A 15,351-nucleotide genomic window follows, 5' to 3' on the forward strand; every position below is an offset into this window, starting at 1 on the left:
GGGGCAGAATGATTGGCTAATGGCCCGATTTATTGCATATTTCTGCAGCTAAATCAAGCCATGCGGTCAGGCCGCAATCCGTTGTGTCTGAGTCAGGAATGATACGCGAGCCACAGTGAATTGCGCGGCTGTCCGGCGAAGGTAATTGTGAACACGCTACTCTGCCCGGCTACCTGGGGCAGACGTAGCAGGCATCATTCAAGGACGAAGGCCGCAATTTCGTGCTCATGCTACCTTTAGCAGCTCCCATGCCTTCCCTCCTAGTGAAAAAACTGCTCACCCCATTCATTGGTATTGCGCTTTGCGGCGCCAGCCTTCAAAGCCGCGCTCAAGCCACCGCCGCCGAAACCGCCGACGTCAAGAAAACCATCACCGCCTTTTTCGAGGGCATGCGCCAGGGCGACAGCACCGCCGTGCGCCGCACCCTGGCTCCTGGGGCGGTGTTCCACACCATCGGGACCAAAGCCGGCGTCACCAAACTAGCGCCCGAGAGCCCGCTAGCTTTCCTCAAAGCCGTGGGCACGCCGCACCCTAAAGTCTGGGATGAGCGCATCACCTTCGCCAATATTTTAATCGATGCCAACCTGGCCAGCGTCTGGACGCCCTACGAGTTCTACCTAGGCGGCACCTTCAGCCACTGCGGCTACAATTCGTTTCAGTTGGTGAAGCTGGCCGACGGCTGGAAAATTGCGCACGTTATTGACACGCGCCGCAAGGAGAAGTGCCGATAAAGCCCTGGCATGCAGCTGTTTTTAATTAATTGGCTTAAAATCCAGCCAAACTGGGATTACACCAGCCCCTAGAGTTAGAGCCAAAGCAAATACTCCGCGAACCAAGCGTGATTCACCATGAATTTCAGAAGCTTGCCTTACTATTCTTCGGTGTTTTTTATCGTAGAATTTTTCTAAGAAATGAAAGATAACTAGGACCGGAATTATCAAAACAAACAGAGTCGCAACGCTACTTATTTGCAAGTCAACACGAACAATCTTAGTTAGCACAAGTAATACGTCGAATAATAGAAAGCCAAAAAACAAGCTCATCGCAGCAGTAGCTCTTTGCGTGCCATCGGACCATCTGGTTCGATGCGCTGCGCAATAAAACCAAATAAATAGTGTGTGCAAAAGCTGCATGATGTTGTTATGAACCTACACACCCACCGGCTCCTCTACAACTTCCTTCTCAATCCAACGCCCGTCTTCGCGCATCAACTCAATTAGCTCGTCCACTGCGGCTTCTTCGGGCACTGATTTCTTGATGACTTCCTGGCCGCGGTAGAGGGCAATTTTGCCTTTGCCTACGCCCACGTAGCCGTAGTCGGCGTCGGCCATTTCGCCGGGGCCATTCACGATGCAGCCCATGATACCGATTTTGATGCCCTTAAGGTGGTCGGTGCGCTTGCGAATCATGGCGGTGGTTTCCTGCAGGTCAAACAGGGTACGGCCGCAGCTGGGGCAGCTGATGTACTCGGTTTTGCTCATGCGGGTGCGGGCCGCCTGCAGGATGCCAAACGAGAGCTGGTTCAGGCTGTCGATGGTGGTGAGCCATTCGGCTTTGGGGCGCTCCGGCAGCAGCTCGGTGCTCAGCACGATGCCGTCGCCGAGGCCGTCGAGCAACAGGCCGCCCACATCAGTAGCGGCGTAGAGCTGGGTTTGCTCATCGCGCAGGGCCGGATATTGCCGGTTGATGATGACCGGGCAATTGACGCCCGCGTTCATCAGCTCAAAAAAGGCACGCCGGATTTCCGGCATGGCGTGGGCGTTTTCGGTGTACAAAAACACCACCACCGTGCGGTCTTCGCGCAATTGGTTGAGGGCCGGTGCCGTCAGAGACGCCAGGTTGTGAAACACAAAATTCAGCGTCGGGTGCTTCATGGCGGCCACGGCGTATTCAGCCTGCGTGAGCACGGGGAAATGGTCGGCGCGGTGGCCGGCGTCGCGCCAAGCGCTGTAGTCCACTATTTCCTTCAGGCCATTGGGCAGCATAAAGGGCGAAGGCACCTGACCGGTGTAGATGTAGTCAGCGCCCAAATCCGACATCTGAAACTTGTCGAGAAAAGGCGAGTACAGCTGGCCGGCCGCACGCAAATCGGCGAATTCCAGGCCCTGCAGGCGCGATAAATCCGCGATAACCCGGGGCACGTTGGCCCCGCCGATGTTCTCTACTTCGCGCGTCACGCGGCGGAAGTATTGGAAGGGGTTGATTGGTTCCTCACCTACCACCGGCGCGATAGGCTGCGCCAACTCCGCGCGGTGCGTGTAGCGGTCAATCAGCATTTTGGCCACCGGAGCCTCTGCTTCCGGCGCTTCGGTCAGGCTCACGCGCACGGTGTCGCCCAGGCCATCTTCCAGCAGCGTGCCGATGCCCACGGCACTCTTGATGCGACCATCTTCGGCTTCGCCGGCTTCGGTCACGCCCAGGTGCAACGGGTAGGGCTGCAGGCCTTCTTCGTCGAGCTTTTGCACCAGCATGCGGTAGGCCTGCACCATTACCTGGGTGTTGCTGGCCTTCATGCTCAGCACCACGTTGTAGTAGTTTTCTTCCTCACATAGGCGCAGAAACTCCAGCGCCGACTCCACCATGCCCAGCGGGGTGTCGCCGTAGCGGCTCAAAATGCGGTCCGACAGCGAGCCGTGGTTGGTGCCGATGCGCATGGCGGTGCCGTACTGCTTGCAAATCTGAACCAGTGGCCGAAACCGCTCGCGGATGCGCTCCACTTCGGCCGCGTAGGTGGCGTCGGTGTATTCTATTTCTTCAAATTTCTTCTTGTCGGCGTAGTTGCCGGGGTTCACGCGCACTTTCTCCACGATGCGGGCGGCCAGCTCGGCGGCGTTGGGCGTGAAGTGAATGTCGGCGATGAGCGGCACGTTGCAGCCGCGCTTGCGCAGCTCTTTCTTTATTTCCAGCAGGTTTTGGGCCTCTTTCATGCTGGGCGCGGTGATGCGCACGTACTCGCAGCCGGCCTCCACCATGCGCAGCGTCTGCTCCACCGAGCCCAGCGTGTCCATGGTGTCCACGGTGGTCATGCTCTGCACCCGAATGGGGTAATTGCCGCCCAGCGGAATATCGCCAATGTTCACCACGCGGGCTACACGGCGTTTGTACTCGGTCAGGCTGGGGCAATACGTTTTATTCATAACCCGAAAACTAGGGAGGGAAGGCGAAAGTTGCGCCGTGACACAAAGGTAAAGCGGGCAGCGGCGGGCGCCACCCCTGCCGGCGCAACTTCTGGCTGGGGTTCGCTGTCTGTGTTACTCCGCACCTACCTGCGCCGCAGGGACCAAAGAAGTCGCATTCCAAACGCCATATATTATGCTCTCTTTCAAATATTTACTTCTGGGCATCGGACTGAGTGCAACACTTCCCAGTTTCGGCCAGCAGGTGGCCGTCATCAAGTTTCCCGAGCTGCAAAAGCGCCTGACCCGGCAGACCGACACCACGTACGTGGTCAATTTCTGGGCCACCTGGTGCGGCCCCTGCGTGAAGGAACTGCCCAACTTCGAGCAGGTGGGCAGCGCCAATGCCAACAAGAAAGTAAAGGTGCTGCTCGTAAGCCTTGATTACGCCTCGCAACTGGACAAAAAAGTGAAGCCCTTCGTGAAGGCACGCGGCCTCAAGTCCGAAGTGGTGCTTCTCAATGAACCCGACCCGAACTCCTGGCTGGGGCAGGTAGATGCCCAGTGGACGGGCTCCATCCCTTTCACGCTCATCATCAACAACAAAACCAAGCAGCGCGCCACCTTCGAGCAGGAGCTCTCCAAAGCCGAGCTTACAGCTGCCCTTCGGAAATTTTTGTAATTTAATGGCAGACTCACAGCCAGTTGTGCCCCGGTTCTCTCTTTATCATCAACCCAACCTTCTTCGTGCCATGAAAAGAATACTGCCCCTCTCCCTGCTCTGCTTCGCTTTGCTGTTGAGCAGCTTCATCCTGCGGCCTCAATCCGAGGGCTACCAGGTAGGCGACAAAGCCACCGATTTCAAGCTGAAGAACATCGACGGCAAAATGGTGTCCCTGGCCGACAACAAAACCGCTAAGGGCTACATCGTGGTATTCACCTGCAACACCTGCCCTTACGCCAAGGCCTACGAAGCCCGCATCATCGCCCTCAACCAGAAATACGCCGCCCAGGGCTACCCCGTAGTGGCCATCAACCCGAACGACCCTGGCGTGGCTCCCGGCGACTCCTACGCTGCCATGCAAACCAAGAAATACGCCTTCCCTTACTTGCAGGACGAAAGCCAGAAAATAGCCAAAGCCTATGGTGCCACCCGCACCCCGCAGCTCTACGTGCTGCAGCGCCAGGGCAACGACTTTGTGGTTTCCTACATCGGCGCCATTGATGACAATTCCGAAGATGCCACCCTCGTAAAAACCAAATACGTGGAAAACGCCATGACCGAAATCATGGCCGGCAAGCCCGCCACTACTAATTCCACTAAAGCCATTGGCTGCACCATTAAGTGGAAAAAGCAGGCTTAATCAGCCGGCAATTTTGTAGCTCTAGTAGCTAAAAGAACGTCATGCTGAGCTTGTCGAAGCATCTCTACCGCGATACTAAAATTGATTAGTTACGCAGTAGAGATGCTTGACAAGCTCAGCATGACGTTTTAATATTGTAGGTGACTAAAAAGAACCCGTTTCCAACACAATCTTGCCAATGTGCGCGCTGCTTTCCATGAGGCGGTGCGCTTCGGCAGCTTCAGCCAGGGGAAAAGTCTTGTCAATCAAGGGCCGGAATTTGCCGGCCGCTATCAGCGGCCACACGTGCCGTTCCACCTCGGCGGCCAGCGCGGCTTTAAAATCGTCGGAGCGGGGCCGCAGGGTGCTGCCCGTAATGCTCAGGCGGCGCCGCATGACGTCCAGGGCGTTGAACTCACCGGCCGCCCCCTGCATGGCGTTGATAAATACCAGGCGCCCGTCGTCATTCAGCAAGCGTAGGTTTTTGGCAATGTATTCGCCGCCCACCATGTCGAGTATCACGTCCATCCCCACGTCTTTAAGCACTTCCTCAAAGTCTTCGGTCTTGTAATTAACGGTCCAGTCGGCCCCCAGTTCCGCGCAGGCCGCACACTTGGCATCCTCCCCGGCGGTGATAGCAACCCGGCTACCCAGGGCTTTTGCCAGCTGAATAGCTGTAGTGCCAATGCCGCTGCTGCCCCCGTGCGCTAGCAGCGTTTCACCAGCCTGCAATGCCCCCCGCTGAAACACGTTGTGCCACACCGTGAACACGGTTTCGGGCAGGGCTGCTGCCTCAATCATGCTAAGTCCCTCGGGCACCGGCAGGCAATGCCGGGCGTCGACCACGGCAAACTCGGCGTAGCCGCCGGCAGGCAACAGCGCACAAACGGCATCGCCCGCCTGCCAGCGCGCAACGGCGGCACCGCATTGCTCCACCACGCCCGCAATTTCCAGGCCCGGTACCAGCCCGCTCACCTCGCCGCTGCCGGCATACTTGCCCTGCCGCATCAGCACATCGGGCCGGTTGACGCCGGCTGCCAGCACCCGAACGAGCACCTGGTGGGGCGCGGGCAGCGGGCGGCCGCGTTCTTGCACGTGCAGAACTTCGGCCCCGCCGGGCGCTTGAATAACGACTGCTTTCATCATAAAGGGGTTGATGGGGCCTCAAAACCAAGCCCGCAAGCTCATGAAACGTAAAAGGGCCTTTTCCGGAGGCCCTTTTACGTTTCATTTCTAGAAAACACTTGGCTACTCGCCGCTCGCCGCTGAAGTAAGCGCCGGGCAGTTGTTGTAAGTTGAAATCAAGCAAAGGCTGTGGCAGGCACCGGCCGAATCATTGTAGCGCCGCAGGGAGTAGAAATACCAAGCCAAACCGCTTCTAAGCTCAACCCAAGTGCGAAATAGCACGTTCTTTGACCGGCGCATTCAGGCTAGTCTTGCTCAAAAATTCATGAAAACCCCACGTTTTGTCCCGGCGCTGTTGGTCGCTGCCCGATTCACCGGCCTGGCGGCCTGGCAAACCGGCCGCTTGTTCCGGCAGTTGGCCGCCCGGGCGCTCGACAGCGTGCAGGACGTGCTGCGGGCCGAAGTGGAGAAAGGCAACCTGAAACTGGTGACTGATTTCCTGGCCGATAAAGCCCTGCCCGCCGCCCGCGTCATCCTGGTGGAACAAATGACCGTTAGGCTGCTGGTGCGGCTGGGGCTGCGCGGTGCGTTGGCCTCCAACGTAGTGGGCTGGGTGCTGCCCCTGGTGCTGGAAAAGCTGCTGGTGGCCGGCCACAAGAGTGGCATGTTCGACAAGCTCCGGGCAAATGCTACGGTGAGCGAATCGCTGGAAAAGCTGGACGAGCTGCGCCGGGCCACCTGGAAAATACTGGTGCCCGACCCCGGCACCAGCGCCGAAGAAATAGCTGATGATGGACTTAGCCCTCGGCTGCCGCTGCTGTTGGCAGCTTCTAGCCCAGCGCCCGCAAAAAGTGCAAAACCAGCAAAATGAGCAGTGAAACGAGCGGTGTTTTAGCGAAATAATCCCGCAAACGATTGTGGCGCTCTTCCAAAAAAAGGCGCCTCACGGAGGCACCTCTTTAAAAACCGGGGCGCGGCGAGAATTCCCACCCAACACCGGACCCGATTCCGTCCCCTGACTACCGGCTGAACAACAGTTCGCGGTATTTTACCAGGGGCCAGTCCTCGTCGGCCACCATTTGCTCGAGCTTGTCAACAGCGCGGCGAATGGGGTCGAATTTTGGTTTTACTTCTTCGCAATACGCCACGGCCAGTGTGCGGGCGTCTCCGAGTTTGTTTGCTCGTTTCCGTGCCTCAATCATGGCATCGGTATTGGTTTTAATGGTGGTGACGTGGCGGGAAATGGCTTTAATCATTTCAATTGTCACCTGGCTGTTTTCGTCGTCGAGGCCCAGCTCGCGCAGGCCGCGCACGTTGTTTACCAGCTTGGTTTGGTACAAAAGCGCCGTGGGGATGATGTGGTTAATGGCCAAATCGCCCATTACGCGGCTTTCAATTTGAATTTTTTTCTGGTATTCTTCCAGCAATATTTCGTGGCGGGCATGCAGCTCCACTTCCGTGAAAATGCCGTGGCGTGCAAACAGCTCAGCCGCATCGGCCCGCACAATGGCGTCGAGGGCCTGGGGCGTAGTAGCGATGTTGCTTAAGCCCCGCTTTTCGGCTTCCTGCTTCCACCCGTCCGAATAGCCGTTGCCTTCGAAGCGAATGGCCTTGGAGCTGATGACGTACTCGCGCAGCACCTCCACAATGGCTACTTCCTTCTTTTTGCCTTCACTGATGAGGGCATCAACTGATTCCTTAAAGTCAATGAGCTGGTCGGCTACAATCGTGTTGAGCACCGTCATAGCCGACGAGCAGTTGGCCGATGAACCCACGGCCCGGAATTCAAACTTGTTGCCGGTGAAGGCGAACGGGGAAGTCCGGTTACGGTCCGTGTTGTCTAGCAAGATAGCAGGAATTTTATCAATTCCCAGCTTCATATAAATATTGTCGCCTTTGTCGAGCGGGAGCTTGGCGGTGCGCTCCAGCTCATCGAGCACCGAGTCCAGCATCGAGCCCAGAAACACCGACATTATGGCGGGCGGCGCTTCGTTGGCACCGAGGCGGTGGTCGTTGCTGGCCGAGGCGATGCTGGCTCGCAGCAGGTCGGCGTAGCGGTGCACGGCCTGAATGGTGGTGATGAGGAAGGCCAGGAACTGCAGGTTCTCTTTGGGCCGGCGGCCGGGCGCGAGCAGGTTTACGCCGGTGTCGGTGCTCAGGGCCCAGTTGTTGTGCTTGCCGCTGCCGTTCACGCCGGCGTAGGGCTTCTCGTGCAGCAACACCTTGAAGTTGTGGCGCTCAGCCACGCGGTCCATCACGTCCATCAACAGCTGGTTGTGGTCGATGGCCAGGTTAGCGTCCTCAAAGGTGGGGGCGCACTCAAACTGATTGGGGGCCACCTCGTTGTGGCGCGTGCGGAGCGGAATGCCCAGTAGGTTGGATTCCTCCTCAAACTCCACCATGAAACCGTGCACCCGCGCCGGAATGGAGCCAAAGTAATGGTCGTCGAGCTGCTGGCCCTTGGCAGGCGCGTGGCCAAACACGGTGCGGCCGGTCATCACCAGGTCGGGGCGGGCATCGTACAACGCCTTGTCAACCAGGAAGTACTCCTGCTCAATGCCCAACGTGGTGCTCACGCGGCTCACGTCTTTGTCGAAGTACTGGCACACCTCCAGGGCAGCTTTTTCGAGCACGCCCAGCGACTTCAGCAAAGGCGCCTTATAATCGAGCGCCTCGCCGGTGTAGGCCACGAAGATGGTGGGAATGCATAGGGTTCTGGACCCTACCGTTTCGATGATGAAAGCGGGCGAAGTGGGGTCCCAGGCCGTGTAGCCGCGGGCCTCAAAGGTGTTGCGAATGCCGCCGTTGGGGAAAGACGAGGCATCGGGTTCCTGCTGCACCAGTGCGGAGCCTTTGAAATTTTCAATCGGCCGGCCATCCGAGTTCAGGTCGAAGAAGGAGTCGTGTTTTTCAGCCGTTGAGCCCGTGAGGGGCTGAAACCAGTGCGTGTAGTGGGTGGCGCCCTTGGCCATGGCCCAGGTTTTCATGGCCGAAGCCACAGCGTCGGCCACGTTGCGCTCCACCGTGGCGCCCTGCTTGATGGCCGCCTGCAGCTTTTTGAAGTAATCGCCGGGCATGGTTGCCCGCATGGCCTCCAGGTTAAATACATTTTGCCCGAAACTATCGGAGCGGCGCGCTGCGGCGGGAATCACCTTAATGGGGCGGCGCTGATTGACGAGTTCTAGGGCTTTGAAACGGAGAATGGCCATGGAGGAAGTAACCGAGCGGGAATAGTTGGTACCAATAATGGATTATCTGGAAGCAAAGATAAAGCAACGAAAGTACTTTCACTTCAAATGGCCCTAAAATCACAGGGCATTTTTCAGAAAAACGATAATTATTAGCAAAAACCCCTATCCTATTACAACCCTAATCAGCCAAAAACTTACTTATCGCTCATTGTTACCCTAATTTTATCATCATATACCAGATGTCTCTCCCCTCTATCTTTGTTGAGTGAATAACCGATTTGCGTTTCAACCGCGCTACTTCCTTGTCTGGCTGTTGTTTTTTGGCATTAGTCGGGCCTTTTTTTTAGGATACCACCACGAGGCGGCTTCGCAGCTGGATGCAACCACGCTGCTGGGCACCTTCGGCTACGGCCTGCGGCTGGATGCTTCGGCGGGGGCGTATGTAAGCCTTGTGCCGTTTGTGCTTTTTGTGGTGTGGAGTCTGTGGCCCCGGTTTCCTTTCCGGCAGGTGGTGGCGGGCTACACGGCGGCCATGGGCACGTTTCTGGCGGTTCTGATTACGGCCGATTTGGAGCTATACCGCACTTGGGGGTTCCGGCTCGACGATACCCCCCTGCAGTACCTAAGCTCGCCCAAGGAGATGGTGGCATCGGCCGGCACGGCGCCGGTGGGGTTGCTGCTGGGATTGTTTCTGGGGCTGGTACTATTGGGTTGGGCCTTATACAAGGTTTTGCTAGGGCGCCCGGCACCGCTGGCCAGAGGCTTTGGCCGCGGCCGGGCGGCACTGGCGGGACTCCTGTACGCGGCCCTGCTGGTGGTGCCCCTGCGGGGCGGCACCCAGCAGATACCCGTGAACCAAAGCGACGTATACTTCTCCCGCACCGCTTTCGCCAACCACGCGGCCCTGAATGCGCCCTGGAACCTGATGAGTGCCCTGGTGCTCCGGTCCCGCGCAGAGTCCCCGCAGCCTTTCATGCCCGACAGCACCGCGCGGCGGCTGGTGTCGGGCATCTACCCGCTGGCGGTGGGAGCCCCGCCCCTGCCCCAGACCAGCCCGGTCGTGCTGATGCAGCCGCGCCCGAACGTGCTGTTCATCATCCTCGAGAGCTTCACGGCCAAGCTGGTGGGCAGTGTGGGCGGCGAGCGGGGCGTGACCCCCACGCTGGACAGCCTGGCCCGAACGGGCGTGCTTTTTACCGATATATACGCCGCCGGCGACCGCAGCCAGAAAGGGCTGGTGGCGCTGCTCTCGGGCTACCCTAACCAGCCCACCACCAGCATCATCAAGTACCCGCGCAAAACGGAGCATTTGCCCCATTTGGGCCGGATTATGGGCGCGGCGGGCTACCGCTCTCACTACTACTATGGCGGGGAGCTGGCGTTTGCTAACATGAAAAGCTACGTGCAGACGGCAGGCTACGAACACATAACCGAGCGCAGTGACTTTGCTATGGCTGAGCAAAACTCCAAGTGGGGCGCGCACGATGGTGTGCTGTTTACCCGCATGCTTAGGGATTTAAAGCAGCAGCCACAGCCCTTTTTCGTCACCGCTTTCACCCTAAGCAGCCACGAACCCTTCACTGTGCCGATGAAGAATAAATTCCCTGGCACCAGCGAAGCCAACCTGTTTCGCAACTCGGTTTACTACACGGATAATTCACTCGGCAAATTCCTGCGGGAGGCCAAGAAACAACCCTGGTACGCCAACACGCTTCTTGTGCTGGTAGCCGACCACGGCCACCAGCAGCCCGGCAACTCTGCCAACCAGGCGGCCGGCAAGTTCCATATTCCGCTGCTGCTGGCCGGCGGCGCCATCCGCCCCGAGGCGCGCGGGCGAGTGGTGGGCACCATTGGCTCGCAAACAGACGTGGCAGCTACGCTCCTGCACCAGTTGAATTTGCCGGCCGACGACTTTGTGTGGAGCCGCGACTTGCTGGCTGCCAACCCCGTTCCATTCGCTTATTACTGCTTTAACAACGGCTTCGGTGCGGTTTCATCGGCCGGGCTAATGACTTACGACAACGTGAGCCGGCAGGTGTGGGAGCGCGACACACAGGTGACTCAAGCGCAGATTGAGCTGGGCAAAGCCATGCAGCAGCTCACCCTGCAGGACTTCGAGCGCAAGTAGCACCGGACATTTCCGGTTGGGAGCGGCCCGCTGCATTACCTCTCCCCGCCTTCTTCCTTACCTTTGCGGGACTATGCCCACCCCCCAATCCGTTGCCTTTTATACCCTCGGCTGCAAGCTCAACTTTTCCGAAACGTCGGCCATTGGCCGGCAGTTTGAGGAGAAAGGCTTCCAAAAGCTTCCTTTTGAAGCCGGCGCCGATTTGTACGTTATCAATACCTGTTCTGTGACCGACCACGCCGACCGCAAGTGCCGGAAGGTGGTGCAGCAGGCGCTCAAGCACAATCCCGAAGCTTTTGTGGCCATTGTGGGCTGCTACGCCCAGCTTAAGCCCCAGGAAATTGCCACCATTCCGGGCGTGAGTGCCGTATTGGGCGCGGCCGAGAAATTCCAGCTGGTCGACATCCTGGCCGATTTCAAGAAGCCTGCGGCCGGGCAGCCGGGCCAGGTGCACGCCTCTCCTATTTCCGAGGCCACGGAGTTTCACGCGGCGCATTCGTTTGGCGACCGCACCCGCACGTTTATGAAGGTGCAGGATGGCTGCGACTACTCCTGCTCATTCTGCACTATTCCGCTGGCCCGGGGCGCCAGCCGCTCGGGCAGCATAGCGAGCGTGGTAGAACGGGTAGAAAAACTAGCCGAAACCGGCGTAAAGGAAATCGTGCTGACTGGAGTAAACCTGGGCGACTTCGGCGTGCAGGGTCCCGAGCGCGAGCGGCGCGAGGATTTCACTCAACTGGTACGGGCCCTGGATGCGGTGGCGGGCATTCGTCGGTTCCGCATCAGCAGCTGCGAACCCAACCTGCTCACCGACGGTATTCTGGAGACGGTAGCGGACTCGGCGCGGTTTATGCCCCATTTCCACATCCCGCTCCAAAGCGGCTCCGACAAGATTCTGGGCCTGATGCGGCGGCGCTACAAGCGTGCGCTCTACACCAGCCGCGTAGCCCGCATCAAGGAGCTGATGCCCCACGCCTGCATTGGCGTCGACGTGATAGTGGGCTTTCCGGGCGAAACCGACGCGGACTTTCTCGACACCTACAACTTCCTCAACGAGTTGCCCATTAGCTACCTGCACGTATTTCCGTATTCGGAGCGGCCCGATACGCTGGCCCCAACCCTGCCCGGCAGGGTGCAGGACCGGGTGCGCCACGAGCGCACCACCCAGCTGCGGAGCTTATCGGAAAAGAAAAAGCGCTTTTTCTACGAGCAGCACCTGGGCCTGGAAACCGACGTGCTGTTTGAAGACGACGTGACCGATGGCCGCATGGAAGGCTTCACACCTAACTACATCCGCGTAAACGCCAAATATGACCCTTTGCTGGTGGGCGAAATGAAAACCCTCCGCCTGACCGGCGTAAATGCCCTGGGCCTGATGGACGCCGAGGAAATGGGCATTCTGGTCTTAACCGATTAGGACGGTGTCCTAAACCATGCCCTGACGGGCCATGGCCAGCATTTCGCGCAGCATTTGCTGCTGCTCCTGCAGGTGCATATTGCGCAACTCCGCGAGGGCCAGTTGATGCTGCAGGTGCTGCGCATGCAAGGCAACAGCAACATAGGTTTCAGGTCCAGTCACTGCTGCCGGCGCGGGTGGCGCGGCAACGGGCCCTTGCTGAGGGGTAGCAACGGGCGCGGCTGGCGGCACGATTGGGGGCTGGCTACCGCCTATTGGCGGAGCTGTTTCAGCAGCCATCACCGGCGCAGGCGGCGGCGTGTTATGAGCAGAGGATGTAGATGGCTGCGCCGTGGCTGGTACCGGCTGGGCAGTACTGGAGGGCGTACTTGGCATTTCGACGGGAGCGGTGGCCGACGTACGGGCCGGCTGGTTGGCGGCGGCGGCCAGGGCCAGCGTCGCGGCAATTTCGGCGGGCTGCAGGCGGGTGCCGGCCACGCCCGGCACGCTCCGCCGCAACGGGGCCAATTCCACATCAGTCAAATCGATGGGTTCCAGAGGCGGCTCTTGGGATGCAGCCGGCGCTGCTGGTGCGGCTGGCTTCGCGGTGGGTTCACCGCTCACCAGCATCGGGCCACGCCCCAACAACAGCCAGTCCCTCGACACATTTGGATAAATCTCAAATACCCGGCACAGAAGGTCGTAGCCCGGCTTATTGCGGCCATCAATGAGGTGCTGCACCACGCTGGCAGTTTTACCCAGGGAGATGGCAAAGCTGTTTTTGGTGAGGCCAAACTGCTGAATGAGTTGGGCAAAGCGCTGGTCGATGGGTACGGGAACGGGGGTAGTCATAGCATTTCCACAAATGAGTAGATACGCAAATGTATACCACCGCCGGACTATTACCGCTTGGGTGCAGCCGTAACTGGCGGAACCAGCTGCTGGGCCGGCCCTCGCGGTCGCAGCCCGCTCCACGGAAAGGCATAGGTTTCGTTGGGGGTGAAATTCAAGAGGCCGGGAGGCAACCCCACGCGGTAGTACAAAAGCACAGCGTGCGGCGAAAGCGCAAATTCGGTCAGGCTGGGCTCGGGGGCACCGGCCGGCCGGGCGTCGCGGGCAAATACGACTTGCCGGGTTTTGGCATTCCACCCAAAACGCTGCTTCAAATCGGCAACAGTAGCGGAATCGCCGTATTCGGCGGTGGCCCGGGCTAATTCCTCGGATATTCGGCGGCTGATGGCGCTGCGCAAGCGGCTGCTCAATGTTTTGGGAGCATCGGCTATCACATCGGCCAGGGCCAGAACCTGGCCGGTGTTCAGGTCGAAGGTGATGTGGTCCGTGCGCTCGTAGTAATAGGTGCCGTGGTATTCGAAGGTGAGCTCCAGCGAAAGCAGGGCGCCTTGGTTGAGCAGCACGGTGTAGTTCGTGCCGCTAAAGCAGCAGTCCAGGGCAGCGGCCCGCCGAATTTGCTGCGCCGGGGTGCCCATGGTGTCAATCGGGCTGTCGACATTAGGCGCGATAATGCGCCGCAACAGTTGGCGATTGATAAGCTCGGCCACCGCGCGATTTTCCAGCGCCACTTGCGGCAGTTTAAACGTGGCTCCTTTGCCTTTCCCGCTCAAGGCCACTACCTGCGCCTGCAGGCCCGGCCCGGGTTGGGCAGCGCCGGGCATGGCTACCAGCAAGAATAAGCTCAAAACCCCTATTCGCATCTTCTCTGCAGTTTCCCTGGCTGCTACTCGTAGCGGAGCGATTCGATGGGGTCCAGCGCGGCGGCTTTGCTGGCAGGGTAATACCCGGACGCCAGCCCCACGCCCACGCAAATGACCAAGCCCGTGGCAATCCAGCCCCACGGCACCAGAAACGAGCCGGAACCCACAAACGTAGCCACCCCGTTGCCGCCCAGCACGCCCAGCACAATGCCCAGCGTGCCGCCCATCAGGCAGATAACAATGGCTTCGATGAGGAACTGCCGGCGGATCTGAACTGCCGTAGCGCCCAGGGCCTTGCGAATCCCAATCTCACGGGTGCGCTCCGTCACCGATACCAGCATGATGTTCATGAGGGCAATGCTGGCCCCGAGCAGCGTGATAAAGGCCATAATGGTGCCCCCCACCTTCACTTTACCGGAAATCGAATTCAGGTCGTTGGCCAGCGATTCGCTGCTCTCCACCACGAAACTGTCTTCCCGCCCCAGCTTGTCGTGCCGCACAGCGCGCATCACGCCGGTAGCCTGCCCGATGAGAAAGTCGAGGGTGCCCTGCTGGTCGGTGGCCGTTTTAATGTCGTAGGTGAGGGCGCGCTGCCGGGGCATTTGGTTGCCGGTTTCCAGGGGCAGCAGGGCCAGGCGGTCGGCGCCACCCCCGCCCATGCTGCTGCCGCTCTTCTCCAACAGGCCCACTATCAGGAAGCGGCGGCCCAGGGCCGACACGTACTTGCCCACAGGGCTTTGCTTGGGAAACAGCTTGAGGCGAATTTCATCCCCCACTATCATCACATTGGCGCCGCTATTCAGCTCGGACTGCGAAAAACTCCGGCCGTTGGCCAGGTTATAGCCCTGAATTTTGAGGTAGTTCTCATCGCCCGCCACCACTTGCATGTTGGGGTTGGTTTTGATGCCGTTGGCTTTCATTTCGGCAGCCCCGGCCACAAAGGCCGAAATGCCTACCTGGGCGTCATCGCCCATGGCTTTTTTGTACTGGGTGGCCTGCAGGTAATTGACCGGCGTGTACTGCTTGGACTGCACGCCCCCGCGCCGGCCCCGGTTGTTGTACCCCTTGGCATGAATCTCGAAGGAATTGGCGCCGAGGCTGGCGAAAGTTTCCGACAGGGAATTCTTCATGGCATCAATGCCCGTGAGAATGCCCACCAGCGCAAACAGGCCGATGCTCAGAATGAGCGCCGTGAGGATGGTGCGCAACAAATTGGAGCGGATGGAGCGGAATGCTTCGCGAACGTTTTCGAGGGGGCTCATGGGAAAGGGCTTGAACCGGAGGTAAGTACTGGTGGCCCGGCGGGGGAAAGGCCGTGCAAAAGTTGCAGCAAAGATGCG

The 15,351-nt window shown here is 59.0% G+C and carries 12 protein-coding genes; 6 read left to right on the top strand and 6 right to left on the bottom strand.

Annotation, left to right across the window (positions count from 1 at the left end; genetic code table 11):
• Positions 1-248: 248 nt before the first annotated feature.
• Entirely contained in the window at positions 249-731 is a 483-nt protein-coding gene (locus tag BEN48_RS00400) for a nuclear transport factor 2 family protein (RefSeq protein ID WP_158010057.1), read from the top strand.
• 417 nt (positions 732-1,148) lie between these two features.
• On the opposite strand, the gene ispG is transcribed toward BEN48_RS00400, so the two are convergent.
• Complete coding sequence (ispG, locus tag BEN48_RS00405; RefSeq protein WP_070731828.1) at positions 1,149-3,137, bottom strand: (E)-4-hydroxy-3-methylbut-2-enyl-diphosphate synthase; 1,989 nt, start codon at positions 3,135-3,137, stop codon at positions 1,149-1,151.
• Positions 3,138-3,312: 175 nt separating this feature from the next.
• Here ispG and BEN48_RS00410 point away from each other — a divergent pair, with 175 nt between their 5' ends.
• Together BEN48_RS00410 and BEN48_RS00415 are read left to right on the top strand one after the other, a co-directional pair.
• The gene (locus BEN48_RS00410; RefSeq protein ID WP_070731829.1) at positions 3,313-3,798 is read left to right on the top strand and encodes a TlpA family protein disulfide reductase; all 486 of its coding nucleotides are present in this window, start codon (positions 3,313-3,315) and stop codon (positions 3,796-3,798) included.
• Between the two features lie 70 nt (positions 3,799-3,868).
• Positions 3,869-4,480: a thioredoxin family protein gene (locus tag BEN48_RS00415; RefSeq protein ID WP_070731831.1), complete on the top strand. Its 612-nt coding sequence runs from the start codon at positions 3,869-3,871 to the stop codon at positions 4,478-4,480.
• A 144-nt stretch (positions 4,481-4,624) separates the two neighbouring features.
• Here BEN48_RS00415 and BEN48_RS00420 read toward each other — a convergent pair whose 3' ends face one another.
• Positions 4,625-5,605 (bottom strand): NAD(P)H-quinone oxidoreductase, encoded by a 981-nt coding sequence (locus tag BEN48_RS00420; protein WP_317043656.1) that lies wholly within the window; start codon positions 5,603-5,605, stop codon positions 4,625-4,627.
• 304 nt (positions 5,606-5,909) lie between these two features.
• On the opposite strand from BEN48_RS00420, the gene BEN48_RS00425 reads away from it, so the two are divergent.
• A complete protein-coding gene (locus BEN48_RS00425; protein WP_125932401.1) occupies positions 5,910-6,455 on the top strand; it encodes a hypothetical protein in 546 nt (181 codons plus the stop codon).
• 148 nt (positions 6,456-6,603) lie between these two features.
• Here BEN48_RS00425 and BEN48_RS00430 read toward each other — a convergent pair whose 3' ends face one another.
• Entirely contained in the window at positions 6,604-8,793 is a 2,190-nt protein-coding gene (locus tag BEN48_RS00430; protein ID WP_070731838.1) for a glutamine synthetase III family protein, read from the bottom strand.
• A gap of 247 nt (positions 8,794-9,040) precedes the next feature.
• Between BEN48_RS00430 and BEN48_RS00435 the strand changes: the two genes are divergently transcribed.
• Both BEN48_RS00435 and mtaB read left to right on the top strand, forming a co-directional pair.
• Positions 9,041-10,903 (top strand): LTA synthase family protein, encoded by a 1,863-nt coding sequence (locus BEN48_RS00435; RefSeq protein WP_070731840.1) that lies wholly within the window; start codon positions 9,041-9,043, stop codon positions 10,901-10,903.
• Between the two features lie 73 nt (positions 10,904-10,976).
• The gene (gene mtaB / locus BEN48_RS00440) at positions 10,977-12,320 is read left to right on the top strand and encodes a tRNA (N(6)-L-threonylcarbamoyladenosine(37)-C(2))-methylthiotransferase MtaB (protein WP_070731842.1); all 1,344 of its coding nucleotides are present in this window, start codon (positions 10,977-10,979) and stop codon (positions 12,318-12,320) included.
• Between the two features lie 9 nt (positions 12,321-12,329).
• On the opposite strand, the gene BEN48_RS00445 is transcribed toward mtaB, so the two are convergent.
• The 3 genes from BEN48_RS00445 to BEN48_RS00455 all read right to left on the bottom strand — a co-directional run bounded on the left by BEN48_RS00445 (position 12,330) and on the right by BEN48_RS00455 (position 15,273).
• On the bottom strand, positions 12,330-13,151 hold the full coding sequence (locus BEN48_RS00445; protein ID WP_070731844.1) for a helix-turn-helix transcriptional regulator: 822 nt from the start codon (positions 13,149-13,151) through the stop codon (positions 12,330-12,332).
• 50 nt (positions 13,152-13,201) lie between these two features.
• Complete coding sequence (locus BEN48_RS00450) at positions 13,202-13,972, bottom strand: hypothetical protein (protein ID WP_125932402.1); 771 nt, start codon at positions 13,970-13,972, stop codon at positions 13,202-13,204.
• Positions 13,973-14,034: 62 nt separating this feature from the next.
• A complete protein-coding gene (locus tag BEN48_RS00455; RefSeq protein ID WP_070731929.1) occupies positions 14,035-15,273 on the bottom strand; it encodes an ABC transporter permease in 1,239 nt (412 codons plus the stop codon).
• Between the last annotated feature and the right edge of the window lie 78 nt (positions 15,274-15,351).

Origin of the sequence: Hymenobacter glacialis (assembly GCF_001816165.1) — a bacterium.
Taxonomy (GTDB): domain Bacteria; phylum Bacteroidota; class Bacteroidia; order Cytophagales; family Hymenobacteraceae; genus Hymenobacter; species Hymenobacter glacialis.